The sequence below is a fragment of the Pseudomonas sp. NFPP04 genome (genome assembly GCF_900113815.1).
GTDB classification, from domain to species: Bacteria; Pseudomonadota; Gammaproteobacteria; order Pseudomonadales; family Pseudomonadaceae; genus Aquipseudomonas; species Aquipseudomonas extremorientalis.
Map to the genome: position 1 here is coordinate 19726 of NZ_FOQS01000006.1, position 26270 is coordinate 45995.

Here is a 26270-nt window from a genome sequence, read left to right on the forward strand (position 1 = left end):
TCCGGAACCGCTGATTAGAGGTCCAGCAGCCAGCTGTGCTGCGGGTCGTTGTGGAAATGCCAGGCGCGCTTGGGGCCGGCCATCACGTTCAGGTAATAGGACTCGTAGCCATAGGGCACGCTGACCGGGTGATAGCCCTTGGGCACGACGACCAGGTCGCTGTTTTCCACGGCCATGGCCTGGTCGATGCTGCGGTCGTCGGTATAGACGCGCTGGAACACAAAGCCCTGGGGCGGATTGATCTGGTGGTAGTAGGTCTCTTCGAGGAAGCTCTGGCGCGGCAAGTCATCGGTGTCGTGTTTGTGCGGCGGGTAGCTCGACGAATGCCCGGACGGCGTGCGCACCTCCACCACCAGCAGCGAATGGGCTGGCTCGCTGTCGGGCAGGATGTCGCACACGTAGCGGGTGTTGGCACCTTTGCCGCGCACGCTGCGCTTGCAGGTTTGCGGGCGGATCAGCCGCGGTTCGTAGCCTTCGGCGCCGGGCGCGGCGCAGACCGCAATCTGCACATCGCTCAAGGCGGTGACCTGGGCATCGGTGCCCGGCGGCAGGTAAGCGGCGAACGGCGATTTGTCTTCGAACACCGACTGGCGATCCCCCAGGTTCTGCCAGTTGAAGCCCTCCCCCTCGATGTTTACGCGGCCGCTGAGCAATACCAGGCACAACTCCTGGTCTCCGGCGCTGACCGGAAGGGTTTCGCCCAGGCTCAGGCGGTAGGCGGCGAACCCTACGTACTCCAGGCGCCCGGGCTCCAGGGCGACCATGGTCTGCCCGCGTTTGCTGCTTTTGACCAACAAGCTCATTGTCCGGTCCTCTCATTCAGAAGCGCACGCAAGGTGTCGTAGCCTTTTTTCGCATAGATATAGCTGGGCGCCACGGCCGGGTCCTGTTCGGCTTCCACCACCAGCCAACCTTCATAGTGGGCGGCCAGCAGCACATCGAGCAGTTCGGCGAAGTCGATATCGCCATCGCCGGGCACGGTGAAAGTGCCGTTGACGATGCAGTCGGGAAAACTCCACATCTGGTTGCGCGCCAGCTGCACCACCGGTTTGCGCACGTCCTTGAAATGCACATGACAGACGCGGTCGATATGTTTGCGCAGCACCGCGAGAGGCTCGCCGCCGCCCATGTAGCAATGGCCCGAATCGAACAGCAGGCCGACTTCGGGGCCGGTGCGTTGCATCAGTTGGTCGATGTCTTCCGGGGACTCGACGTACGCGCCCATATGGTGGTGATACGCCAGGCGCACACCCTGGGACAGGGTGAACTGCGCCAGTTCGGTGAGTTTGTCGGCATAGTCCTGCCAGGCCTGTTCGCTGTGGAAACGCGGACGTTCGATCAGGCGGATGCGCGAGCCCTGGATCGAATCGGCCACTTCGCCGTAGACCAGTACCGAGGCGCCGTTCTGTTTGAGCAACTCGACATGGCAGGCGATGGCCTCGATTTCTTCCGCCACCGAGCGCCGGGCCAGGCGGCTGGAGTACCAGCCGGAGACCAGCGCCAGGTCATACGGGCGCAACACATCGCCGACGCCCTTGGCGTCCTTGGGGAATTTGCCGTTGAGCTCGAAGCCTTCGTAGCCGATTTCCTTGCCTTCGCTGAGGGCGGTGCTCAGGGGCGTTTCACCGCCCAGGGCCGGCAGGTCGTCGTTGCTCCAGGAGATCGGGTTGATGCCAATTCGGATTGCGGGCATGGCTGCACCTTTATTATTTTCAGGTATCACTGAGATCTGCTTTTTGCTGTATGTGGGAGGGGGCTTGCCCCCGATAGCTGAGTGTCAGACACCACTGCTGTCACTGAACAACCGCAATCGGGGGCAAGCCCCCTCCCACATTGGATTGCATTTCAAATCAAGAACCGGGTTTAGCCTCGGGCACTGCGCCAGGCGTTGATCAGTTGTTCGAACGTGGCCTGCACCTGCTGGATCAGGGTTTCATCGTCGATCTCCCCCGCCATCCACGCCCGGCTCGGCTCCTGGAAGATCGTGCGGCCCACGGCAAAGCCTCGGCAGGTGGTGCTCAGGCGGGCCTGCTGGAAGCCATCGGCGAGGCATTCGGCCGAGGCATTCAGGCCCAGCAGCACCACGCCTCGGCAGTACGGGTCGCGCTCCTGGATCAGGGCGTCGAGCTTGCGCCAGTCCTCGGCCGATTGCGCCTCGATCTTCCACCACGCCGGGTAGATCCCCAGGTTGTACAGGCGCTTGAGGCTGCGATAGAGCACGTCGGGATAGGTGGACGGGTGGTCTTTGGGTGGGATGACTTCCAGCAGCAGTTCATGACCGCTGACAATCGACGCCTCGTACACCGCTTTCAGTTGCGCTTCCTGTTCCAGGCGCAGCAAGGGTTCGTCGTCCGGGTGGAATTGCACCAGGCACTTGATGATCTGTTCCTGGGGCCAGGCAATCAGGTTGCTGCCCACCGAACGGCCATGCTCGAACGCCAGCGGCCGCGAGTTCTGCACTTCCACCGGGCGCGCGATCCACCAGCCACGACCGCTGGCGGCGTTGAGTGCGTCCTGGCCGAAGCGCTGGTCGGCGAGCAGGCCGACATCGGCCTCTACGCCTTGTTCGGCGAGCTTTTGCTCGACGCGTTCGATGGCCTGGATAAACAGTTGCTTGGCCTCGCTGATGCGCGCAAGATCCTGGCCGCCCTTTTGTGCCAGGTCCACCAGTTGCCAGCGGTGGTCGAAGGCAAACACGAACAGCTGCTTCCAGCGTTTGCGCGGTACCGTCACACGGTGCAGGCGTTGCAGGGTCACGTCCTGGTCCGGACGGGTAATCGGCACCGGGCTGTTGAACAGGTATTCCAGCTCCGCCGGCGTCGGCATGGCCGGTGCGCAGGCGTGACGCGAAACCACCAGGCCGCCGCAGGCATTGGCCAACTGGCTGCAACGCTCATCGCTGGCATCGTTGAGCCAACCACTGAGAAAGCCCGACATGAACGCATCGCCGGCCCCCAGCACGTTAAGCACTTCCACGCGCACGCCGGGGTAGATGGCGCCGTCTTCCAAGCGAGCGGGGATGGCGCCGTGGATGACCGTGCAGCCTTGCGGGCCAAGCTTGACCACCAGCGTCGCCGGGGTCAGTTCACGCACCTTGCGCAAGGCAGCGAGCAAGTCTTCACTGCCGCCCGCGATGAGGAATTCTTCTTCGGTGCCGACGATCAGGTCGAAGCGCGGCAGGATCTTCTGCACGTGCTGGCTGACATTCTGGTCGGCAACAAAACGGGTTTCGCCATCGGCCTTGCCCGCCAGGCCCCACAGCACCGGGCGGTAGTCGATATCCAGCACACGCTTGACGTTGTGCCTGGCCGCGTAATCCAGCGCCTGGATGCTGGCCTTGTACACGCCGTCGGTGGAGAAATGCGTGCCAGTGATCAGCAGGGCTTTACTGGACGCGATAAAGGCTTCGTTGACGTCTTCGGCACGCAGGGCCATGTCGGCGCAGTTTTCGCGGTAGAACACCAGGGGGAAGGTTTCACGGTCCTTGAGGCCGAGCAACACCAGGGCGGTGAGGCGTTCCGGGTCGACCTTGATGCCGCTGACATCGCAGCCTTCGCGGGCCAGGGACTCCACCAGGAAGCGGCCCATGTGGTCGTCGCCGACCCGGCTCAGCATCGCCGACTTGAGCCCGAGCCTGGCGGTGCCGAAGGCGATGTTGGCGGAGGACCCGCCGAGGTACTTGGCGAAGCTGGACACGTCCTCAAGGCGCGCACCGACTTGCTGTGCATAGAGGTCGACGCCCAGGCGCCCGAGGCAAATCAGATCCAATTGACGCCCACTGGCAAAACGAGTCTGGCCCATGCTGGCTCCTGTTATTTTTATCAGCCTGCGTTGTGCCGCCGTGGGGCGGCAAACGCTCTTGGTGGGAGCAGACTAGAACGTCCGGCGGCACCAATCAATATTTATTCCATATATTTTTTCATTGGAATATTTTTTCCATTAAGCTCCTGCAGGGGCGCTCCCACCACAGTGCATCGTTTCAGCAGGCCACGCCAGCCGTGATGCCGGGGTATTTTTTTGCGCCTACCCTGTAGACTTGCGCCACCCATCAGCGCAACAGACGAATACGCCAGAAGGATTGCCCATGTCCCGCACCGATCCCGAGACCACCCTGGAAGACTCTATCGCCAGCCCTCCGATCAATGCCGAGCGCCTGTTGCAGCTGATCACCGACGAATACGAGAGCCTGCCGCGCCAGCTCAAGCGCATCGCCAGCTACATGAGCCAGCAGAGCGACCGGATCATGGTCGACCGCATCAGCGACATCGCCCGTGAATGCGAAGTGCACCCGTCGGCCATCGTGCGTTTCTCGCAGCGTTTCGGGTTCAGTGGGTTCAGCGAGATGCAGGCGCTGTTCCGCGAGGCCTACACCCACAAGACCACGCCGGTGCAGAACTACCAGCAACGCATTCGCAGCATGATCGCCAACAAGTCGCAGAAAGCCAGCGGCGGCGACCTGGCGCGCGAATGCGTCAACGCCACACTGTCGGGCATCGAGCGCTTGGGCTTGGAGCTGGACGATGCCGCGTTCGACAAAGCCGTGGACCTGGTGGTGAATGCCGACAATATCTACGTAGTCGGCGTGCGCCGCTCTTTTGCGGTGGCCGATTACCTGGTCTACAACCTGCAGCACACCAACAAGCGCATCCACCTGATCTCGGGCCTGGGCGGCAGCTATCGCGAGCAGATGCGCAGCGTGCGCGCCAATGACCTGGTGATCGCCATCAGTTTCACGCCCTACGGCAAAGAGACCCAGCACTGCCTGCGCATCGCCCAGCACCACCAGGCCAAGACGCTGATCATCACCGACAGCAACCTGTCGCCCCTGGCCAAGCGGGCTAACGCGGTGCTGTTGGTGAATGAAGGCTCGTCGTTCGCCTTCCGCTCGTTGAGTGCCACCTTGTGCCTGTGCCAGGCGTTGTTTATTGCGGTGGCGTACCGGTTGGAGTTGAAGGTGGATGAGATTCACGAGCAGGTCGGGTTCGACGACTGAAGCTGCCGGCATTGGAGTTCCTCTGTGGGAGGGAGCTTGCTCCCGATAGCGGTGTCAGTCACTGGATTTGTGCCTGATCCTGCGCTATCGGGGGCAAGCCCCCTCCCACATGTTTATCGGCGGCGCATCAGGTAGTAGGCTGCGGGAATGACGAACAGCGAGAGCAACGGCGCCGTCAGCATCCCGCCAATCATCGGCGCAGCAATCCGGCTCATCACCTCACTGCCGGTGCCGCTGCCCAGCAAAATCGGCAGTAGCCCGGCGATGATCACCGCCACCGTCATTGCCTTGGGCCGAACCCGCATGACTGCGCCTTCGGTGATGGCCGCCAATAGATTGCCATCGTTGCGCTCGGCCCAGGCGTTCTTCAGGTACAGCAGCATGATCACGCCGAACTCCGCCGACACCCCCGCCAGCGCGATAAAGCCCACGCCCGTGGCCACCGACAGGTTGAAGCCCAGCCAGTAAAGCAGCCACACGCCGCCGGTCAACGCGAACGGCAAGGTCGCCAGGATCAGCAACGCCTCCCCCACCCGGCGAAAGGTCAGGTACAGCAGTACAAAGATGATCAGCAAGGTGGCCGGCACCACCAGCTTCAGGCGCTGATTGGCGCGTTCGAGGAACTCGAACTGCCCCGAATAACTGAGGCTCATGCCCGGTTGCAGTTGCACCTGCTGGTTGATCGCCGCACGCAGGTCCCTGACCACCGAGGCCAGGTCACGATCACGCACGTCGATATAGACCCAGCCGGAAGGCCGCGCGTTTTCGCTCTTGAGCATCGGCGGACCATCATTGACCTTGATCCTGGCGACCGTGCCCAAAGTGATCTGGCTGCCCTGCGGCGTGTACACCGGCAGGTTGCGTAGCGCCTCCACCGAGTCGCGCCATTCTTTCGGGTAACGCAGGCTGATAGGGAAACGCGCCAGGCCTTCCACGGTTTCGCCAATGGTTTCACCGCCCACCGCGCCCGACACGATGGACTGCACATCGCTGATGTTCAGCCCGTATTGCGCGGCGGCAGCACGGTCGATGTCGACATCGATGTAGCGCCCGCCGGTCAGGCGTTCGGCCAACGCCGAACTCACGCCCGGCACGGTCTTGGCGACTTTCTCCACGGCCTGGGTCACCGCATCGATCTGCATCAGGCGGGTGCCTGCGACCTTTACGCCAATCGGGCTCTTGACCCCGGTGGCCAGCATGTCGATGCGGTTGCGGATCGGCGGAATCCAGATATTGGTCAGGCCCGGCACCTGCACCACGCGGTCCAGCTCCTTGACCAGTTTGTCCGGGGTCATGCCGGGGCGCCATTGATCCTTGGGCTTGAACGCGATGGTGGTCTCGAACATCTCCAGCGGCGCCGGGTCGGTGGCGGTTTCAGCGCGACCGGCCTTGCCAAATACGTGAGCGACTTCGGGCACGGTCTTGATCAGGCGGTCGGTGCGTTGCAGCAATTCACCCGCCGTCTGTGTCGACAAGCCCGGCAGCGCCGAAGGCATGTACAGCAAGTCGCCCTCATCCAGCGGCGGCAGGAATTCCCCGCCCAGTTTCGACACCGGCCACAGCGCGCTCGCTACCATCAGCAGCGCCACCAGCAAGGTCATGCGCGGCCAGCGCAGCACCGCCTCCAGCGCCGGCTGGTAGAGCTTGATCAGGCTGCGATTGAGCGGGTTGCGTTGCTCGTCGGGTATGCGCCCGCGAATCCAGTAGCCCATCAGCACCGGGACCAGGGTCACCGACAACCCGGCGGCGGCCGCCATGGCGTAGGTCTTGGTGTAGGCCAGCGGCCCGAACAGACGGCCTTCCTGGGCCTGCAAGGTGAACACCGGAATAAACGACAGCGTAATGATCAGCAGGCAGAAAAACAGCGCCGGGCCCACCTCGACCGCGGCGTCCGTCATCACCTTCCAGTGCTCATCGCCCTTGAGTTCCCGGCCGGGATGGGCGTGGTGCCAGGCTTCGATTTTCTTGTGGGCGTTTTCGATCATCACCACCGCCGCATCGACCATCGCGCCAATGGCGATCGCAATGCCGCCCAGGGACATGATGTTGGCGTTGATGCCCTGGAAACGCATGACGATAAACGCGATCAATACGCCCACCGGCAACGAGATGATCGCCACCAGGGACGAACGCAGGTGCCACAGGAAAATCCCGCACACCAGCGCCACCACCAGGAACTCTTCCAGCAGTTTATGGCTGAGGTTATCCACGGCACGGTCGATCAGCTTGCTGCGGTCGTAGGTGGTGACGATTTCCACACCGGGCGGCAGGCTGCTTTTCAACTGTTCCAGTTTGGTCTTGACCGCCGCGATGGCTTCCCGCGCATTCTTGCCGCTGCGCAGGATTACCACGCCGCCGACCGCTTCGCCCTCACCGTCCAGCTCACTGATGCCCCGGCGCAGGTCCGGGCCCAGCTGGATGTTCGCCACGTCGCCGAGGGTGACCGGCACATTGTTGGCGTCCAGGCGCAGCGGGATGGCACGGAAGTCGGAGAGATTCTTCAGGTAGCCGGAGGCGCGCACCACATACTCGGACTCGCCCAGGTTCAATACCGAGCCGCCGGCTTCCTGGTTGGCCTGGTCAATCGCTGCTTTCACCTGTACCTGGGTGATGCCGCGACTGGCCAGGGCCAGCGGATCGAGCTGCACCTGGTATTGCTTGACCTGGCCGCCGATGGTAGCGACCTCCGCCACGTTTGGCAGGGTCTTGAGTTCGAACTTGAGGAACCAGTCCTGCAACGCGCGCAATTGCGCCAGGTCGTGCTGGCCGGTGCGGTCCACCAAGGCGTACTGGTAGATCCAGCCCACGCCGGTGGCGTCCGGCCCCAATGACGGTTTGGCTGATGCGGGCAGCCGCGCCTGCAACTGGCTGAGGTATTCCAGCACCCGCGAGCGCGCCCAGTACAGGTCGGTGCCTTCGTCGAACAACACGTACACGTAGCTGTCGCCGAAGAACGAAAAACCGCGCACGGTCTTGGCCCCCGGCACCGAGAGCATGGTGGTGGTCATCGGGTACGTGACCTGGTTCTCGACGATCTGCGGCGCCTGGCCCGGGTACGGGGTGCGGATGATCACCTGCACATCCGAGAGATCTGGCAAAGCGTCGACGGGTGTGTTCTGCACCGACCAGACACCCCACGCGGTGATGAACAAGGTGGCGAGCAGCACCAGAAAACGATTGGCCACCGACCAGCGAATCAACAGGGCGATCATGGCTGGGCTCCCGGCTGCATGTTCATCGCTGCTTCGGCCGCGGTGGCCGTAACGCCCTTGAGACTGGCCTCGGAGTCGAGCAGGAACTGCCCGGAGGCGACCACCTGCTGACCTTCCTGCAGGCCGCTGAGGATCACCGTGTGGTCCTGGTTTTCTACCCCGGTTTCAACCTCGACCGGACGATAGTGCCCGCCCTCCTCGGCCAGCATCACCAGCACGCGCTTGCCGGTGCGGATCAACGCTTCGCTGGGCACCTGCAACAGCGCTTGCCCGCCGGTCTGCGCCAGACTGACCTGGGCGGTCATGCCAGGGCGCAGGGCGCCGTCGGGGTTGGGCAGCTCGACCCGCACTTGCACAGTGCGGCTGTCCATGGCGGTGGCAGGCAAGATCGCGCTGACCGTGCCGTCGAGCGTCTTGCCCGGTAAACCGACAAAGTGGCTCTGCACCCGTTGCCCCACGTTCAACATTGCGCCTTGGGCTTCAGGCACGGCGACCTGCAACCACACCTGATCCAGGCCGTTGAACCGCGCCAGGGTCTGCCCCGGCGTCACCGTCATGCCTTCGCGCACCTCAAGGGTTTGCAGTGCGCCGCTGATCGGGCTGGTCACGGTCAGGACCGACTGCACCTGGCCGCTGCGCTCCATCTGCGCAATCAACCCCGCCGGCATCCCGCTCAGACGCAGGCGTTGGCGGGCAGCGTCGATCAAGCCGCGCTCGCCGCTGCGCCGCAGGGCCAGGAACTCTTCCTGGGCGGCCGCCCACTCGGGTATCAGCAGGTCCACCAATGGCGCGCCAGCCTTGAGCACATCCCCCGGTGCCCGTGCGTAGACCCGCTCGACAAACCCCGCCGCCCGCGCCTGCACCACCGCCACATCACGCTCGTTGAAGGCCAGAATGCCCGACAGCTCCAGGCGGGACGTCAGCACGCCGCGGCTCACGCTCGCCAGGCGCACGCCGATGTTCTGCGCCAGGCCTGGGTCAATCTGCACCGCCGGCGTAGCCGCCGATGCGGCCCCGTCGGCGTAGCGCGGCACCAACTGCATGTCCATGAACGGCGACTTGCCGGGCTTATCGAACTGTTGTTGCGGGAACATCGGGTCGTACCAGTACAGCGCCCGCCTGTCGGCCTTGGCGGGCATGGATGAGGCGCCGGGCTGCCACTGCGCCAGCCCGTAGCCCGCTCCCAGGCCCAGCAGCAATACAGCGGCCACGATTGAATTATTCATTGGCGGGTTCCCCATAGGCGAAATACAGCTGCGCACCGACCAGGGCGCGTTGCTCGATGGCATCGATCTGTTTGAAACGGGCTTCGATCAGTTCACGGCGCGCGTTGACCAGCGTCATCAAGTCGCCTTTGCCGGCGCGATAGCCGGCCAGGCTCAAGCTGACTTTTTCCTCGGCCAGCGGCACCAGGCTGTCCTGGCTGCGCTGCACCGCACGGTCCAGGCGCTGGTAGTCGGCCAGGTCATCATCGAGCATCTGGATATGCTCACGGGTAGCGGCTTCGCGCTCGGCGTCGAGTTGGTCCAACTCGGCCTGCTTGGCGGCGATGCCGGGGTTTTGTCGACGGCCGGGGAAGATCGGCAAGTCAAAGGTGAACTGCACGTTGACCATGTCACCGAACTCACGGCTGCGGTGCCCGTAATCGACCTCCCAACTCCAGTCCGAGGTCTTTTGCGCCTTGGCCTCCTGCAACCGCGCCTGCGCTTCACGGGTGCGCGGCACGTAGGCTTGCAGTGCCGGATGCTGATGCAGGTTGTGGTTCAGGCTATGGGGGTCGAAGGTCCAGTCGGGCAGTTGCCCGCTGGGGGCTTCGTTGGCGGCCGGGCCGATCCAGCGCTTGAGCGCGGCGCGGGCCTGGGTACGTTGCTGGGTCAACTCATCTTCGCGCCCGGCCAGCTCCGCGGCTTCCTGCCGGGGGATGACCGCGTCGGCGGCCTGGCCACGGCCGCCGGCCAACTGCGCACGCACGGTGTCTTGCAACAGGCGGTTCTGTTGGTAGAAGTCCTTGAACAGGGCTTGCTTGCGCGCGACCGCATACGCACGAATCCACGCCTGGGCCGTGGCCTGGCGCACGTTGAGGCGCTCGATGCGCCCTTCGGCGGCCGCCCGCTCGACGGTTGCATCGGCCAGCTCGACCCGGGCCTTGCGTTTGTCGCGGCTAGGCACCTGTTGCTGGATGCCGATCATCTGTTGCGTCATCTAGTCGCCATACAACGTGCCGCGATTGGGCCCGCCAATGGGAAAGTCCTGCAGGCCGACCACCAGCTTCGGGTCAGGCAATTCGCCCGCCGGGATCGCCGCCTGGGTGGCGGCCTGCAACTTGGCCGACTCGGCCAGCAGCGACGGTGCATTGTTTTGCGCCAGGCGCAGGGCGTCGTCCAGGGTCAGCGCGTTCGCCAACGCCGGCCACGCCAGCACGCCCACCACCAGGGCGCGCATGTAGGAGGCATTCATGTTGAAAATTCCTGTTCCGTTGCGCTGTGCACCGCGTCAGGCGGCCCACAGCAAAACCATCCCGGTCAGGGGATGCGTCTTGAGGTGCAACAGGAATCAGGCCCGGGGTGGGCGCCAGACGCCGGACGGCGTGCGGTCGGGGATAAAATCGGAAGCGGTGCCGACGAGCAGCGGATGGGCCGGGCTCAAGGGAGCCTTGAGCAGCGGCAGGGAGAATTGCAGCACGCCACCGGTCTTGCATTCCTGACCGGGTTTACAGGCCTTGCCATGATCCGCGCCGTCCTGGCAGCAGTCAGGCGACATGTCGCTCATCATCGGCATGTCCGACATCTTCATCGGGCACGGCTCGGTGCTTGACGGCATCCCCGCCATCCCGGTCAGGGGAAGCGTGAGGCTCAACAACAGGACGAGGACTAAACGCAGAAGGCGGCTCATGGGGCGCGAGTCTAGCCAAGCGCGGGTTAAGCCACCATTAAACAAATGTGGGAGCGGAATTGCTCACGAACGGGGCGTGTCAGTCAACGCAGCAGTTGTTGACACACCCCGTTCGCGAGCAAGCCCGCTCCCACCAGGGATCGAGCCAGGCTCGGGATCAGTGCATGAAGATCGCAATCAGGATGATCACCGGGATAGGCACGCCGAGGAACCAGAGCAGTAATGAGCGCATGTTGTTCTCCTTGAATTGATTAACGAACGAAGTGTTCGGTTTCGACATACACCACGGCATCGCGGCGGCGACCGCCGAAGGTAGCGGCGAGGCTGGCGAAGAACGCACCGATCAACAGCGCGACAAAGGTCCACAGCGAGGTGTACGCAGCGACTTTGGCGGCGGTTTCCGCGGCTTGCTTGGCTTTGAGCTTGGCGTCTTCCACCGCTTTACGGGCATCGCCGTAGACTTTGTCGATACGCGCTTCGGCATCCGCCTGGCTGAGGTTGGTGCGCTGGCTGATCAGCTGTGCCAGGTAGGCACGGTCTTCTGGCGCAAGCTGACCGTCGTTGCTGAGGGTGCGGGTGAAGATGCGCGCTACCACACCGTGGGCGGCGTCATCGCTGACGGCGACCGGGCGATCATCACGGAACAGGCTGTCGACGTAGTAGTCGAAATCGCCACCGTTGACGCCTTTGGCGGCACTGCCGGCGGCTTGGGTGATACCACTGGCTGCACCGGCTGCAACGCTGGCGCCGGCTTTCACACCACCGCTGACCACACTGCCGACCGAACCGACTACCAGCACCGCCGTGATCAACGTGGCAACAGCCCAGGCCAGGAAGCCATGGGCGGTGTCGCGGAAGTACACCTCATCACCGTGCATATTGGCCCACTTCACACGCAACCGACCGGCGATGTAGCCACCCAGGCCGGATGCGACGATCTGGGTAAAGGCCAGCCAGACAATCGTGGAAATGCCCAGCCCTTTCGCGCTGATACCGCTGTCGGCCCACGGCGACACCGCCGAAAAGCCCAGGCCGAAGCCCAGCAGCACCAGGATCAGCGACAACGCAGCCGCGGCGGCGGCCCCGGCAAAAATCGCCCCCCAGGAAACCCCGGAGAGCGCGCTCGACTCTTGCAGCGTGGATGAGGATGTGATCATTGTTGTTTTGCTCCAAGGCAGAAAAATAGTGTTACAAGTCTCAAAACAGACAGTGCAGGCACCATGCCAGTCGGCGCAAAAAATAAATCCCTTACATTTCAGATAGTTAAGTAAATTGAACTAACCTGATCCATGCAACTTGCAAGAAATGGCGGTTTGAAGCGGGCGTTATGCACTCCCCGGCCCGGCGATGAAATCTGTGTCAGTTTTGCCAACATGAAGTTTTATTTAGGAAGCATTCAGCCATTTCTTGGCAAAATGCCCCCACTTCTGTAGGAGCCGGCTTACCGGCGATTGCGGTCTTCCAGTGTAAAGGTAATCCCATGACCCGAATTTTGACCATCGAGGATGACGCCGTAACGGCCCGCGAGATTGTCGCCGAGCTGAGTAGCCATGGACTGGATGTAGATTGGGTAGACAACGGCCGCGAAGGCCTGGTCCGCGCCGTGAGCGGCGATTACGACCTGATCACCCTCGACCGCATGCTGCCGGAACTCGATGGCCTGGCCATCGTCACCACCCTGCGCACCATCGGCGTCTCCACGCCGATCCTGATGATCAGCGCCCTCTCCGATGTGGACGAACGTGTGCGTGGCCTGCGTGCCGGCGGTGATGACTACCTCACCAAACCGTTCGCCTCGGATGAAATGGCGGCGCGCGTCGAAGTGCTGCTGCGGCGCAAAAGCACGGTCCAGGAATTCGAAACCGCCCTGCGCGTGGCCGATCTGGAACTGAACCTGATCAGCCGCGAAGCCAGCCGCGCCGATCAACCCCTGAGCCTGCTGCCCACCGAATACAAGCTACTGGAATTCCTGATGCGCAACACCGGGCAGATCCTGTCGCGAATGATGATCTTCGAGGAAGTCTGGGGCTATCACTTCGACCCGGGTACCAACCTTATCGACGTGCACATCGGCCGTCTGCGCAAAAAGATCGACCCACCGGGCCTCCCGCCGCTGATCCGCACGGTGCGAGGCTCCGGTTATGTCATTGCTGAACCCCTCTAAGGGCTGGCGCTCTTCCAGCAGCCGTTTGCTGGCGCTGTACAGCTCGCTGTTCGTGGCCTGGAGCTGCATCCTCATGGGGGTGCTGTATTACGAGGTGTCCGGTTACCTGGGCGACCTGTCGCGCCACTCCCTGATGCAACGCCAGCACCTGTTCCAGCGCTTCGACGGCGAAGAACTGGTGGAAGCCCTGACCACCAGCATGACCTTCGACATGAAGGGTGTGGATGCCTACGGCCTGTTCGATGAGCAATTCCGCCCCTTGAGCGGGCCGATCCGCGCGGTGCCGCCGGACCTGCCCCTGGACGGCAAGATCCACGCCCTGGTCAACTGTGTCGAGTCCGACGACCCCAAGTTGCCCAAGGACAGCTGCGATGCCGTGGCCACCCACACCGAAGACGGCCGCTGGCTGGTGCTGGTGCGGGCCAACGGCTCACTGTTCGGTGTGACCCGCATCATCTGGCACGCCCTGCTCTGGGCACTGTCCCTGACAATTATTCCGGGCGCCGCCGGCTGGCACCTGTTGCGCCGCCGCCCGTTGCGGCGAATCCGTGGGATCCAGGCCAGTGCCGAAGCCATCGTCGCCGGCGACCTGACTCACCGCCTGCCACTGTCCAACCGACGTGACGAACTGGACATGCTCGCGGCCATCGTCAACGCCATGCTCGACCGTATCGAGAAGCTGATGAACGAGGTCAAGGGCGTGTGCGACAACATCGCCCATGACCTGCGCACCCCGCTGACGCGCCTGCGTGCGCAGCTGTATCGCATCAAACAGGAGGCCGAAGCAGAGTCTGGCTACGCGGTGAAACTGGACGACGCGATTGCCGAGACCGACACCCTGATGGCGCGTTTTCGCGGGCTGTTGCGTATCTCCGAGCTGGAAGACCATCAGCGTCGCTCAGGTTTCCTGGTCATGGACCCGTTGCCGCTACTGCGCGAATTGCACGACTTCTACCTGCCCCTGGCCGAGGAAGGCGAGCTGCAACTGAAGCTCGAAACCCCGGAGTCCCTGCCGTGGATCACCGGCGACCGCGCCCTGTTGTTCGAAGCCCTGGCCAACCTGCTGAGCAACTCGATCAAGTTCTCCCCACCGGGCGGCACGGTGATCCTGCGCGGGGTCAATGATGCGGGCAGCACGCGCATCGAAGTGCACGACTCCGGGCCGGGCATACCGGCGGCGGAGCGGGATGCGGTATTCCAGCGTTTCTATCGGGTGGATGAAAGCGACCAGCAAGGCGGGTTCGGCTTGGGCCTGTCGATTGTGGCGGCGATCATCAACTTGCATGGGTTCAAGTTGGACGTGGGTACGAGCGAACAAGGCGGCGCCCGGTTAGTCCTGGAGTGCCGCCAGCAACTGATGCCCGAGGCCTGAGACCACTGGTGTCCCAATATGGGAGGGGACTTGCCCTTCCCACATTGGACTGGATCAGGCCGGGAAGTTGGCGCGCAGGGCCTCAAGGCCACCGCTGTAGACACCGGCAAACAATTCCTCCACCGCCGCATCCGTAGTCCCCGCCACCGGCGTGAACACACCTGACCAGGTCACTTTCGCTGACGCCTCGCCCAGCGCCTCGACCTGCAACGTCGCCAGGTACGCACTCACCGGAAACGGCGACTGCTCGATGGTATAGCTGTAGGTACGCCCGACGTTATCAAAGCGCTGCAAACGCTCGACGACCACTGCGCCATCCGCCGTTTGCAGGTGACGCACACGGCCGCCATCGCCCGCCTCGCTTTTGACAATAAACGGCAACCAGTCCGGCAGGCCGTCGAAGCCGCCGACCAATTGCCAGACCTGATCGGCCGACACCGGGATTTCAATCACAGAAGACGCTGTTGCCACGATAAATACTCCAGAAAATGAAAAACAACTCAGATCGCCATGCTGTCGACCACACCACCGTCGACGCGCAATGCAGCCCCTGTGGTCGCAGAAGAAAGCGGTGAAGCAATGTACGCCACCAGGTTGGCGACTTCATCCACATTCGCCGCCCGCTGGATGATCGACGTCGGCCGCGCATTGCGCACAAACACATCCGCCTCATCCCGCGCACTGCGCCCGGATTTTTGTGTGGCTTCCTTGAGCATCTGCTCCAGGCCGTCGGTAAAGGTCGGGCCGGGCAGCACGGCGTTCACCGTCACTCCCGTGCCCGCCAGGCGCTTGGCCAGGCCATGGGACACCGCCAGGTTGGCGCTTTTGGTCACGCCGTAATTGATCATGTCCGCCGGTGTCGCCACGCCGGACTCCGACGACACGAAGATCACCCGACCCCAGCCCTGCCCGACCATGCCCGGCACATAATGCCGCGCCAGGCGCACGCCGGAGATCACATTGACCTCATAGAAACGCGTCCATTCGCTGTCCGAGGCCTCGAAAAAATCCACATCGTTGAAGATGCCCAGGTTGTTGACCAGGATGTCGGCACGCGGTTCGGCGGCAAACAGTTTCTCTGCGCCCTCTGCGGTGCCAAGGTCAGCCACCAGCCCACGCAGGTCTGCGCCCGGGACAGCCTGACGGATGCTCGCCAGTGCATCGTCGACCTTGCCGGCTTCACGTCCGATCACCACCACCGTGGCGCCAGAGGCTGCAAGCGCCTGGCTGATTCCCAGGCCTATGCCGGCGGTACTGCCGCTGACAATCGCTACTTTACCGCTCACATCAATTTTCATCGGTTGAACTCCTGAATTTAAAGCGGCAGGGGCGCACGGTCCGAAACCAGTCGGGCCTCGCGCAGGGCCTGCCAGAAGGCTGCCGGGATCTGTTCAGACAACGCCGCGACGTCTTCGGCAATCCGCCCCGGACGACTGGCACCTGGAATCACTGCGGCCACCGCCGGATGGGCTAGGGAGAATTGCAGCGCGGCGGCTTTCACGCTCACGCCGAACCCCTGGGCAATCGCCTTGATCTGCTCGACGTTGTGGATAATCGCCGGGCTCGCTGGCTGATACTCGAAGTGCGCGCCACCGGCGAGGACGCCGGAGCTGTAGGGGCCACCGACGACGATCTCGACGCTCTGTGCCAGGGCCGCATCCATCAGGCGTTGCAGGGCGCGGTCGTGGTCCAGCAGCGTGTAGCGGCCGGCCAGCAAAAAGCCGTCGGGCTGGGCTTCGGTAAGGTCCAGGGTCAGTTCGCACGGCTCGACGCGGTTCACGCCCAGGCCCCAGGCCTTGATCACACCCTCTTCGCGCAGACGGGTCAGCACTTTGAAGGCACCGGTGCGGGCCTGGTTGAAATACTCCAGCCACTGGTCGCCGTAGAAGTCCTGGGCGATGTCATGGATCCACACGATGTCCAGCCGATCGGTTTTCAAGCGAGTCAGGCTGTCTTCAATCGAACGCAGTGTGGCATCGGCGCTGTAGTCGTTGAGCATCTTGTTCGGGCGACCGTGTTCGAACACACCGCTTTTTTCGCCGAGGTCGCGAACACGTCGGCCGCGCCGCCGAACGCCTGCACATCTCCCAATCGCCGCTGAGCCGGCAGATCGCCCAGCTCGAAGAACGCCTGGGCCTGACCCTGTTCGAACGCAGCCAGCAACGCATCCGCCTGACCCGTGACGGCCAGACGTTCCTGGCAGAAACCAAGGCGCTGCTGACTCACGCCAACCGCCTGGAATCACTGGGCAAGCGCCTGGGCCGCGGTGAAGAAGGTGGCCTGTGCATCGGCTATATCGAAAACGCCATGCATGCCGGTGTGCTGCCCAACGCGCTGCGGGTACTGCGCGACGACCGGCCGAACGTGCACATCAAGCTGTATAACCTGCCGTCCCTCGAACAACTCGAAGGCCTGCGCCAACGCAGCCTGGATATCGCCCTGGTTGGCGAACCGCCGGCTGCGGATGATCCGGACCTGATCGCACTGCAAGTGTTGGACGAGCCGATGCTGCTGGCGTTGCCCGAGCACCATCCCCTCGCACACCTGAGTGAACTGTTGCCCGAACACCTGGCCGACCAGGAGTGGATCGGCGTGCAGCGCAAACCCGGCGCCAACCCCGCCGACGACTTCGTCGCCGCCTGCATCCGCGCCGGCTTCACCCCGCAGATCCCAATGGAAGCCGGTGAACCCTTTACCGCGTTGGGTTTGGTGGCTTCAGGGCTGGGCGTGGCGATGGTACAAAAAGGCCTGAGTCGCAATGCACCACCCGGTGTGGTGTTGCGGGAGTTGCCGTGGCTGAGCTACACCACGCCGCTGTGGGCAGCGTGGCATCGGGTCAATTTGCGGCCGTTGGTGGAGACGTTCAGGAAGGTGTTGACCGAGGCTTAAGCAACTCGTCCTGTACCTGTCAGAAGTGACAGTTGTGCGTCCATCGAACCGGGCGTTTACTGGTGATCAGGGACTGTGGGGTTCACCCCCAGAGGGTCATTTTGTCAGCCAGGGAGGGCCGGATTATGCAACGTTTGTTGAGACAACTGATTGCACCGATGGTGTTGAGTGTGGGTGTGTTGCTTTGCGGGTATGGATTGAGTGCCAGTGCGGCGACCTACGTGCCTTCAGCTTTTCCGGCCGGGCCGCAATGTGAGACGGTTTGGGTAAACGACAGTGAACAAACTGTCGGAAAATGCAATTCGGCCACCCCCAGTGCCAATGCCATCCCATGGTACTCGTCGACACTGGCAGGTCCCCAGCAAGCCCTGGCGCCGTTGTCCTCACGGAAACCTTGTGAGGTGAGCGCTATTTCCAACAATGGTGGTTGGGTGGTAGGCAATTGTGCCAATGCCAATAATCTGTTTTTCGCCGTGTTGTGGAATGCAGCGACACCAGGTATCACGCCGATCACCCTGGCTCCGCTACCGGCCAGGTGGTTGTTGCTGATTCAAGTGCGCCCTGCCGATACGCAAACAGCACCCACTGCACAGAACCGCAATGGAGCCGTCCTAGCGGTGAGCCTGAGTGCGGATATTGACGCAACTGTGGTGGTTTATAGCGCAGGCAGCACTACTCCCCAACGCGTATCAGACTGGGGCGACAACTGTTATGGCGTCGACTTGACGGAAACCTTGACCAATGGTTGGCCGCGCATTCTCTTGAATTGCCCAGGACCAAGTGGCAAGCCTGTTCTCACCCTGGCCACTTGGAGTACAGGCAGCAATCAGTACGTGTTAACACCGGCGTCGCTACCAGCGGGTGCACTTGACTGCGAGGGGGTCGACATGAATGACCAGGGTCAATTCGTTGGCACCTGCACGTTTCCAGGAACCGCCGCCGACACCCAACAAACCGCATTCTGGAGTACCGCAAGCAGCACGCCTTTACTGTTGACGATGCCCTTGAACGCGCAAAACCACGCGGTGGCAATCAACAACCTTGGGCATGTATTGGCCTATGGCAATGACCCTACGGGATTTCAGAGACCTCTTTACTGGAACGACCCCACAAATTCCTTCAGCGTGCAGTCCATTCCCCCGCTACCTGGTAGCGATGTGGTTCAAGTGGCTGCCTTTGCCGATAACGACACCGTCGCCCTGAATTGCGTGAACAGCAGCGAATACCCAACCGGCTGCTATTGGACTCCATTGCTGGGAACAGTCCCCATATCGCCCATTTCAGGCGGGCTGGCGAGCTACTTGAACGCTATTTCACCCGCAGGCACCTATGTAGTCGGGTCGGCGACCGGCGCCACCTTCAACTTCACTGCGGTGGGGGCCAAGTTGCCATGAAGCCAAGAAAAAGCGTTATTCAGGTCCTATGGACAACATTCAGGCTCAATACCCGTGAGCTGTGCCTTGCGGCATCGATCTGCTTTGGAGTCAGCGTGGTTACGGGTGTGACTGCAGCACCACTCTATAGCCCGGAAAAAAATAGATTTTTTTTGAATAATAGGTACGTCCATAAGGGCGCTATCAGAGACAGTGATGTAATAGCTGAAAATCTGACGGCACTGCCGCGATTTCTGGGTTCTTTTACTAAATTGCCAGGGAACTCGCTATACACTAACAAACAACATCCATAAGTCCGGCGAATCCAATGAAAAATGCCCCCTCAATTCCAGGAGAACTGCTCCCGCAACCGAAACCACATCATCCCCAACGCCAACAACGGTGACCGCAATGCCTTCCCCCCCGGAAAGGTCATATGCGGCACTTGGCTGAAAATATCCAGGCCCGTGCTGTGCCCGCCATGAATACCTTCGGCCAGCAGCCTCGCACACCAGTGCGTCACGTTCAACCCATGCCCGGAATAGCCCTGGGCATAAAACACATTAGGGTACTGCTTCAACCGCCCCACCTGCGGAAAGCGGTTGGCGGTAATACCGATCTTGCCGCCCCACTGAAACTCAATGGTGGTCTGGGCCAGTTGCGGGAACACCTTGAGCATTTTCGGCTGCATATAAGCGGCGATGTCCACCGGATCGCGGCCGGAGTAATGACAGGCGCCGCCGAATAACAGGCGGCGGTCAGCGGACAATCGGTAGTAATCCAGGCCGACTTTCTGGTCGCACAGCGCCAGGTTCTGCGGGATCAACTGGTTGGCCACATCTTCCGACAACGGCTCGGTGGCGATGATGTAGCTGCCCGCCGGGAGCACCTTGCCGCTCAGGCGCGGTTCCAGTTCCTCCAGATGGGCATTGCAGGCCAGCACCAGGTGGTCGGCGCGTACCGTGCCGCCTGAGCAGCGCACTTGCACCGTGTCGCCGTGGATCAGTTCAAGCACCTCAGTGTGCTCGAAGATCCGCACTCCAAGAGACTCGGCCAACTGCGCTTCACCCAGCACCAGATTCAACGGGTGAAGGTGCCCGGAGCCCATGTCCACCAGGCCGCCGGCATACACCGACGAGCCCACCACTTGCTGCATATCCTGCGGACCCACCAGGCGGGTTTCGTGGGCATACCCGAGCGCTGCCAGGTGCGCCTGCTCGCCCTTGAACGCGGCGAACTGCGCGGACGTGTTCGCCAATTCACAAAAGCCCCAGCGCAGGTCGCAGTCAATGCCGTGTTCGCGAATGCGCTCACCCACCAGCGCCACCGACTCGATACCGGCACGCTCCAGGTAACGCACGCCCTCCTCGCCCACGTACTTGGCAAACCCCGACACGTCATGGCCGATGCCGCGAATCAGTTGCCCGCCGTTGCGCCCGCTGGCGCCCCAGCCGATGCGCCGGGCTTCCAGCAGGATCACCGAGAGCCCGCGTTGCGCCAGCTCGATGGCGGTGTTGACGCCGGTGAAGCCGCCGCCGATCACGCACACATCGGCGGTCAGGTCGCCGCCCAGTGCGGGGCGCTCGGGCATGGCGTTGGCCGTAGCCCGGTAGTAAGACCGGGCGTGGTCGGTTGACTGCATCATTTGTTGGTCTTCACTTTGCTCCAGGCGCGGGTCATCAGGCGCATGGTCGCCGGGGTCGGCGTGGTCGAAATGTAGAGTTTGTCGAGCACCGCCTGCGGCGGGTACACCTCGGGGTTGTTCACCAGTTCCGGGGCCATGAACGCCTTGGCCGCCGGGTTGGCGTTGGCATAGCCCACCGAGGCGCTGACCTTGGCGATCACCTCAGGATCGAGCAGGTAATTGATAAACGCATGAGCTTCCTTGGGGTTGCTCGCATCGGCGGGAATCGCCAGCAGGTCGAACCACAGGTTGGAACCTTCCTTGGGAATCGAATAGGCGATGTTCACGCCGTTCTTGGCCTCCCTGGCGCGGTTGGCGGCCTGGAACACGTCGCCGGAATACCCGAACGCCACGCAGATATCACCGTTGGCCAGGTCCGAGATGTACTTGGACGAATGGAAGTAGGTGATGTACGGCCGCAGCGTCAGCAGCTTGGCCTCGGCCTGCTTGTAGTCCTGCGGGTTCTCGCTGCGCGGGTCCTTGCCCATGTAGTTGAGGATCGCCGGGAACAGCTCATCTGCCGAATCGAGGAAGGCCACGCCGCACTGGTTGAGCTTCTTGATGTTCTCCGGTTCGAACAGCACCGCCCATGAATCGATGTGGTCGATGCCCAGCACCTGCTTGACCTTGTCGACGTTGTAGCCGATGCCATTGGTGCCCCACAGGTACGGCACCGAATGCGCGTTACCCGGATCGTTTTTCTCCAGCAGCGCGAGCAGCTTGGGGTCGAGGTTCCTGAAGTTGGGCAATTGCGCACGATCCAACGTGAGGAACGCGCCGGCCTTGACCTGGCGCGCCAGGAAGTGATTCGACGGCACCACCACGTCATAACCGGTGCGGCCGGCGAGCAACTTGCCTTCCAGGGTTTCGTTGGAGTCGAACACATCGTAGATCGGCTTGATCCCGGTCTTGGCCTGGAAGTCGGCCAGGGTGGTCTCGCCGATATAGTCGGTCCAGTTATAAATACTGACTGTCGGCGCCGCCTGGCCGCCAGCGCTGAACGCGGCCATCAGGGCCAGCGGGAGAAGCTGTTTCACTAGACGCATATCGACACCCCTTTATTGGTTTTTTAGACGCTCAACAGCAGGAACTCACGCTCCCAGGAACTGATCACCCGCTTGAAATTCTCGTGCTCGGCGCGTTTGACCGCGACGTAGCCGCGCACGAATTTATCGCCCAGGTACTGCTTGACCGTGTCGCAGTCCTCCATGCGTGCCAGCGCATCCTCGAGGGTGAACGGCAGGCGCAGGTTACGACGCTCGTAGGCGCGGCCTTCCACCGCTGCGCTCGGTTCGATCTGCTCGACCATGCCCAGGTAGCCACACAGCAGACTAGCCGCAATCGCCAGATACGGATTGGCATCGGCGCCGGGCAGGCGGTTTTCCACGCGCATGGCGTCCGCGCTGGAAGTAGGCACGCGCAGGCCGACGGTGCGGTTTTCTTCGCCCCACTCGACATTGACCGGCGCCGAAGTGTCCGGCAGGAAGCGGCGGAACGAGTTCACGTTGGGCGCGAACATCGGCAGCAGCTTGGGGATGTACTTCTGCAGGCCCCCGATGTGATGCAGGAACAACGGGCTCTTGTTGCCTTCGGCGTCGACGAACACCGGTTTGCCGGTGGCTATGTCGACCACACTCTGGTGCAGGTGCATGGCGCTGCCCGGCTCGTCGGCCACCGGTTTGGCCATGAAGGTCGCAGCCACGTTGTGCTTGAGCGCGGCCTCGCGCAGGGTGCGCTTGAACACGGTGATCTGGTCGGCCAGGTCGAGGGCGTCGCCATGGCGGAAGTTGATTTCCATCTGCGCCGGGCCGTCCTCGTGGATCAACGTATCGAGGTCCAGGCCCTGGGCTTCGCACCAGTCGTAGACGTCTTCGAACAACGGGTCGAATTCGTTGGCGGCGTCGATGGAAAACGACTGGCGGCCTGTCTCCGCGCGGCCGGAGCGGCCAATGGGGGTTTTCAGCGGCAGGTCCGGGTCTTCGCAGCGCTGGGTCAGGTAGAACTCCATTTCCGGCGCGACAATCGGCTGCCAGCCTTTGTCGGTGTAGAGCTGCAGGACTTTCTTCAGCACATTGCGTGGCGACAGCTCGATGGGGTTGCCCTGTTTGTCGAAGGTGTCGTGGATCACGATCGCGGTGGGCTCGATGGCCCATGGCACCACATAAGTGGCGTGGGCCACCGGGCGACAGACCATGTCGATGTCGGCGGGGTCGAGCAGGTCGTAGTAGATCTCGTCGTCGACAAAGTCCCCGGTTACCGTTTGCAGCAGCACACTTTCCGGCAGGCGCATGCCTCGCTCATGCAGGAACTTATTGGTGGGCGCAATCTTGCCGCGGGCGATGCCAGTCAAATCACTGATCACGCATTCGACTTCGGTAATCTTGTGTTCTTTCAGCCAGGCGGACAGCTGATCGAAGGGGGCGTTCATAAGGACCTCGTCATGGGTTGGGTGCATGCACCGGCTTGTACTCCTGGCGCATTGAGGTCTATCTTGAGGCCGCCGCACCCCGGCATCTATCCACTTTGCACGCACCACAACGCACCAATAGAGTGCGCCCAGGCTTCCCATGACAAAGGCAACCGCTTTGCGCGTACAGGCCTTCACCACCGGTGATGTGGCCGCTCAATGCAGTGCGACACCCGGCTGGGTGCAGCAGTACCAACAGATGTCCCCGGGGCATTTTGCCGGGCGCATCCGCTACCTCGACCTGCAAGGCGTGGAGGTGTACGAAGAGAGCATGAACACCCGCGTCGAACAGCATTTCAATGCGCCCGCCGGCTCCCTGGCGTTCTGTTTCGACGGCAGCGACAACGCGCTGTACCTGCTCAATGGCGAAAGCCGCAACACCTGGATCACCCCGGAAAACTATCGTGAAGTAGCGGTGGTGTTCGGCCCGCAGTTCGTGCAGCGCCATGGGTTGGAGGTGGCGACGCTGGAAGGTTTGTTCATGGCGCCGCTGACCGGCCAGCAGAACGCGTTGTTCGCCCGTTGGCTCAGTGGCACGCTGACACGCTTGTCCACGGTCAGCGACCCCGCCGCGCTTATCCAGCAATTGCTCGACGATTGCCTGTTCATCCTCGACAACGCCTGCGTGTGCCTGGACCGCAGCTCCTTGCAGCGCCGCAACGAAGAACGCCGGCTGATGGCGCGCATCGGCGAATGGGCAGCAGACGCGCCGGACGAAACGGTCAACCTGCTGGAACTGGCGCAGATTGCCGGGGTGCCGTTGCGCCAATTGCAACAGGGGTTCAAGACCTACACCGGAATGAGCCCGGCGCAGTGGTTGCGCTTGCGCAGGTTGAATGGGGCGCGGCGGGAGTTGCTCAATTCAACCGGGACCACCGTGGCCGAGGTGGCGATGAATTGGTCGTTCTGGCATTTGGGGCGGTTTTCCAATAGCTACCGGGCGTTGTTCAAAGAACTGCCGAGCGAGACCCTGAAGCGTTCCGTTTGAAATCCAATCCAAATGGTGGGAGGGGGCTTGCCCCCGATTGCAGTGTGTCAGTCGCCACAAAGATTGACTGAACCACCGCTATCGGGGGCAAGCCCCCTCCCACAGTTGATTGCATTTCAAGGTTGGGATTTGAGGAAGGCGGCCATCACCTGGTTGACCCGCTCCGCCGCCTCCAACTGCACCATATGCCCCTGCCTCGGCAGAATCTCCACCTGGGCATCCAACCCCTCGGTATGCCGGGCCGGGATGATCGCATCGTCACTGCCCCAGATCACCAGGCTCGGCTGCCGGCCCACGCGATGACGTAAGTCCAGCTTCTGTCGTCCGCCCTCGAACAACGCGGTATTGAGCTGCTGCAGCGCCTTGTCCACCCCTTCCAGGCGCTTGAACTTGAGCATGTCCTCCAGCATCTGCCGCGTCACCAGCGTGGGGTCGCTGAACAGTTGGGTCAGTGGCGGCTTGAGCGCATTGCGGTTGCTGGCGTCGGCAAACCCTTGCAAGTAATCGCCGTTGATCTCCTGGCCGAGGCCGGCGCTGGCGATCAGAGTCAATGAGGCAACACGCGCGGGCGCCTGGTCGGCAACGGTCAGTGCGACCAGCCCGCCCATGGAATGCCCGGCCAGGTGTACGCGGTCGAGCCTGAGGTGATCGAGCAAGGCCAGCACCGCAAGGCTCAGCTCCTCGGCATCGCCGCTGCGCAGTTGCTTGCCCGACTCGCCATGCCCTGGCAGGTCCAGGGCAATTACCCGGCGTTCGGCGGCCAATACCGGTTGGTTGAACAGCCAGTTGTTCAGATCCCCCCCGAATCCGTGAATCAGTACCAACGGCGTGCCACCCTCGCCCAGCTCGAGATAGCGCAACAGACGCCCGCCTATCTCGACTTTCTGCGCACTCGGTCCCGAAGCTTCGGTTTCGGCACTGCTGGAGACAAACCCGGCATTGAAGCTGTCGATCACCGCATCGACTTCCTCTTCGGTGGCTTCGCCCTCCACCACAATCCCCAGCAACGCACCCACCGGCAGGGTTTCGTCGCTCAGTGCCAACACACGGCGCAGGACGCCACTGAACGGCGCCTCGACACTGCTGGAGAGCTTATCGGTCTCCACGTCCAGCACTTCTTCGCCCTTCTCCACCCGGTCGCCGGGTTGCTTGAGCCAGACATCGATGCGCCCCTCGGTCATCGACAGCCCCCACTTGGGCATGGTCAAGGTATGGATCATGCGGCGTTCCTCTTGTCGGCGATCTTCAGCACCGCGGCTTCGATCTTCGCGGCGTTGGGGATGTACAGGTCTTCCAGCGCATCGGAGAACGGCACCGGCGTGTGCGGCGCAGTGACCATTTCGATTGGCGCGCGCAGGAAAGAAAAACCCTGCTGGGCGACCAATGCACTGATATCGGTGGCAATCGAGCAGCGCGGGTTGGACTCGTCGATCACCACCAGGCGCCCGGTTTTTTCCACGCTTTCGAGGATGCTGTCTGCATCCAACGGACTGGTGGTGCGCAGGTCCAGCACCTCGCAATCGATGCCTTGTCGCGCCAGGCTGGTCGCGGCTTCCAGGGCGATGTGCACCATTCGCCCGTAGGTCACCAGGGTCACATCCCTGCCCTCGCGGACAAAATTGGCTTCACCGAAAGGCACGGTGTACAGCTCTTCGGGCACTTCGCCCTGCAGGCTGTAGAGCATCTTGTGCTCGAGGAAGATCACCGGGTCATTGTCGCGGATCGCCTGGATCAACATGCCCTTGGCGTCATAGGGCGTGGCCGGGCACACCACCTTGAGGCCGGGAATGTGGGTCCACATCGAGGTGAGCATCTGCGAATGCTGGGCGGCCGCCCGCAGCCCGGCGCCGTACATGGCGCGCACTACCAGCGGCGTGGTGGTCTTGCCGCCGAACATGTAGCGGAACTTGGCGGCCTGGTTGAGCAACTGGTCGAGGCAGCAGCCGATAAAGTCGACGAACATCAGTTCGCACACCGGGCGCATGCCACGGGTGGCGGCGCCGACGGCCATGCCCACGTAGCCGACTTCGGACAGCGGCGCATCAAGCACGCGGTCGGGAAACTCCGGGTACAGGCCCTTGGTCACGCCAAGCACACCGCCCCAGGCGTCCTGCTCGCCAGGGGAACCGGTGCCGCCGGACACGTCCTGGCCGATGATGAACACGCTCTGGTCGCGGCGCATTTCCTGGGCCAGGGCTTCGTTGATTGCCTGCTGGTAGCTGATTTTGCGAGCCAT

At 62.5% G+C, this 26270-nt stretch carries 19 protein-coding genes and 3 pseudogenes; 6 read left to right on the forward strand and 16 right to left on the reverse strand.

What is annotated here, in order from left to right:
- Positions 1-14: 14 nt before the first annotated feature.
- The 3 genes from iolB to iolC all read right to left on the reverse strand — a co-directional run bounded on the left by iolB (position 15) and on the right by iolC (position 3801).
- Positions 15-803 carry a 5-deoxy-glucuronate isomerase gene (iolB, locus tag BM017_RS14745; RefSeq protein ID WP_092245574.1) on the reverse strand — a complete coding sequence of 263 codons (789 nt, stop codon included), beginning with the start codon at positions 801-803 and terminating at the stop codon, positions 15-17.
- A complete protein-coding gene (gene iolE, locus BM017_RS14750; RefSeq protein ID WP_092245577.1) occupies positions 800-1693 on the reverse strand; it encodes a myo-inosose-2 dehydratase in 894 nt (297 codons plus the stop codon). The genes iolB and iolE overlap by 4 nt, the downstream gene beginning before the upstream one ends.
- Before the next feature lie 170 nt (positions 1694-1863).
- On the reverse strand, positions 1864-3801 hold the full coding sequence (iolC, locus tag BM017_RS14755; protein WP_092245580.1) for a bifunctional 5-dehydro-2-deoxygluconokinase/5-dehydro-2-deoxyphosphogluconate aldolase: 1938 nt from the start codon (positions 3799-3801) through the stop codon (positions 1864-1866).
- Positions 3802-4084: 283 nt separating this feature from the next.
- On the opposite strand from iolC, the gene BM017_RS14760 reads away from it, so the two are divergent.
- On the forward strand, positions 4085-4993 hold the full coding sequence (locus BM017_RS14760) for a MurR/RpiR family transcriptional regulator (RefSeq protein WP_058425739.1): 909 nt from the start codon (positions 4085-4087) through the stop codon (positions 4991-4993).
- Positions 4994-5106: 113 nt separating this feature from the next.
- Here the strand turns inward: BM017_RS14760 and BM017_RS14765 are convergent, their stop codons facing one another.
- The 5 genes and pseudogenes from BM017_RS14765 to BM017_RS14785 all read right to left on the reverse strand — a co-directional run bounded on the left by BM017_RS14765 (position 5107) and on the right by BM017_RS14785 (position 12254).
- Positions 5107-8205 carry an efflux RND transporter permease subunit gene (locus tag BM017_RS14765; protein WP_092245583.1) on the reverse strand — a complete coding sequence of 1033 codons (3099 nt, stop codon included), beginning with the start codon at positions 8203-8205 and terminating at the stop codon, positions 5107-5109.
- Positions 8202-9431 carry an efflux RND transporter periplasmic adaptor subunit gene (locus BM017_RS14770; protein ID WP_256575411.1) on the reverse strand — a complete coding sequence of 410 codons (1230 nt, stop codon included), beginning with the start codon at positions 9429-9431 and terminating at the stop codon, positions 8202-8204. Before BM017_RS14770 ends, BM017_RS14765 begins: the two co-directional genes overlap by 4 nt.
- Positions 9424-10662, reverse strand: a pseudogene (locus BM017_RS14775) (TolC family protein). Before BM017_RS14775 ends, BM017_RS14770 begins: the two are co-directional and overlap by 8 nt.
- A gap of 96 nt (positions 10663-10758) precedes the next feature.
- Complete coding sequence (locus BM017_RS14780; RefSeq protein WP_092245589.1) at positions 10759-11097, reverse strand: hypothetical protein; 339 nt, start codon at positions 11095-11097, stop codon at positions 10759-10761.
- A gap of 251 nt (positions 11098-11348) precedes the next feature.
- Positions 11349-12254 (reverse strand): hypothetical protein, encoded by a 906-nt coding sequence (locus BM017_RS14785; protein WP_071490068.1) that lies wholly within the window; start codon positions 12252-12254, stop codon positions 11349-11351.
- Between the two features lie 323 nt (positions 12255-12577).
- Here BM017_RS14785 and BM017_RS14790 point away from each other — a divergent pair, with 323 nt between their 5' ends.
- Together BM017_RS14790 and BM017_RS14795 are read left to right on the forward strand one after the other, a co-directional pair.
- Positions 12578-13261: a response regulator transcription factor gene (locus tag BM017_RS14790; RefSeq protein WP_071490069.1), complete on the forward strand. Its 684-nt coding sequence runs from the start codon at positions 12578-12580 to the stop codon at positions 13259-13261.
- Positions 13239-14633: a sensor histidine kinase gene (locus BM017_RS14795; protein ID WP_071490070.1), complete on the forward strand. Its 1395-nt coding sequence runs from the start codon at positions 13239-13241 to the stop codon at positions 14631-14633. Before BM017_RS14790 ends, BM017_RS14795 begins: the two co-directional genes overlap by 23 nt.
- Before the next feature lie 54 nt (positions 14634-14687).
- Here BM017_RS14795 and BM017_RS14800 read toward each other — a convergent pair whose 3' ends face one another.
- The 3 genes and pseudogenes from BM017_RS14800 to BM017_RS14810 form a co-directional block, all read right to left on the reverse strand.
- Positions 14688-15104: an SRPBCC family protein gene (locus BM017_RS14800; RefSeq protein WP_092245592.1), complete on the reverse strand. Its 417-nt coding sequence runs from the start codon at positions 15102-15104 to the stop codon at positions 14688-14690.
- A 29-nt stretch (positions 15105-15133) separates the two neighbouring features.
- Complete coding sequence (locus BM017_RS14805; protein ID WP_092245595.1) at positions 15134-15931, reverse strand: SDR family NAD(P)-dependent oxidoreductase; 798 nt, start codon at positions 15929-15931, stop codon at positions 15134-15136.
- Between the two features lie 17 nt (positions 15932-15948).
- Positions 15949-16686, reverse strand: a pseudogene (locus BM017_RS14810) (aldo/keto reductase); the annotation flags it as partial.
- Between BM017_RS14810 and BM017_RS14815 the strand changes: the two are divergent.
- Both BM017_RS14815 and BM017_RS14820 read left to right on the forward strand, forming a co-directional pair.
- A pseudogene (locus BM017_RS14815) lies at positions 16683-17522 on the forward strand (LysR family transcriptional regulator); the annotation flags it as partial. The pseudogenes BM017_RS14810 and BM017_RS14815 overlap by 4 nt on opposite strands.
- Before the next feature lie 125 nt (positions 17523-17647).
- Complete coding sequence (locus BM017_RS14820; RefSeq protein WP_092245599.1) at positions 17648-18916, forward strand: hypothetical protein; 1269 nt, start codon at positions 17648-17650, stop codon at positions 18914-18916.
- A 322-nt stretch (positions 18917-19238) separates the two neighbouring features.
- Here the strand turns inward: BM017_RS14820 and BM017_RS14825 are convergent, their stop codons facing one another.
- The 3 genes from BM017_RS14825 to BM017_RS14835 are packed head-to-tail and all read right to left on the reverse strand — an operon-like array spanning position 19239 to position 23007.
- Positions 19239-20540: an NAD(P)/FAD-dependent oxidoreductase gene (locus tag BM017_RS14825; RefSeq protein WP_092245602.1), complete on the reverse strand. Its 1302-nt coding sequence runs from the start codon at positions 20538-20540 to the stop codon at positions 19239-19241.
- Positions 20537-21625 (reverse strand): polyamine ABC transporter substrate-binding protein, encoded by a 1089-nt coding sequence (locus BM017_RS14830; RefSeq protein WP_092245605.1) that lies wholly within the window; start codon positions 21623-21625, stop codon positions 20537-20539. The genes BM017_RS14825 and BM017_RS14830 overlap by 4 nt, the downstream gene beginning before the upstream one ends.
- Before the next feature lie 23 nt (positions 21626-21648).
- The gene (locus tag BM017_RS14835) at positions 21649-23007 is read right to left on the reverse strand and encodes a glutamine synthetase family protein (RefSeq protein WP_092245609.1); all 1359 of its coding nucleotides are present in this window, start codon (positions 23005-23007) and stop codon (positions 21649-21651) included.
- Between the two features lie 139 nt (positions 23008-23146).
- Between BM017_RS14835 and BM017_RS14840 the strand changes: the two genes are divergently transcribed.
- Positions 23147-24034 (forward strand): helix-turn-helix domain-containing protein, encoded by an 888-nt coding sequence (locus tag BM017_RS14840; RefSeq protein ID WP_092245612.1) that lies wholly within the window; start codon positions 23147-23149, stop codon positions 24032-24034.
- 116 nt (positions 24035-24150) lie between these two features.
- Here the strand turns inward: BM017_RS14840 and BM017_RS14845 are convergent, their stop codons facing one another.
- Together BM017_RS14845 and BM017_RS14850 are read right to left on the reverse strand one after the other, a co-directional pair.
- Positions 24151-25254, reverse strand: a complete 1104-nt coding sequence (locus tag BM017_RS14845; RefSeq protein ID WP_092245615.1) for an acetoin dehydrogenase dihydrolipoyllysine-residue acetyltransferase subunit — start codon at positions 25252-25254, stop codon at positions 24151-24153.
- Positions 25251-26270 (reverse strand): alpha-ketoacid dehydrogenase subunit beta, encoded by a 1020-nt coding sequence (locus BM017_RS14850; protein WP_071490080.1) that lies wholly within the window; start codon positions 26268-26270, stop codon positions 25251-25253. Before BM017_RS14850 ends, BM017_RS14845 begins: the two co-directional genes overlap by 4 nt.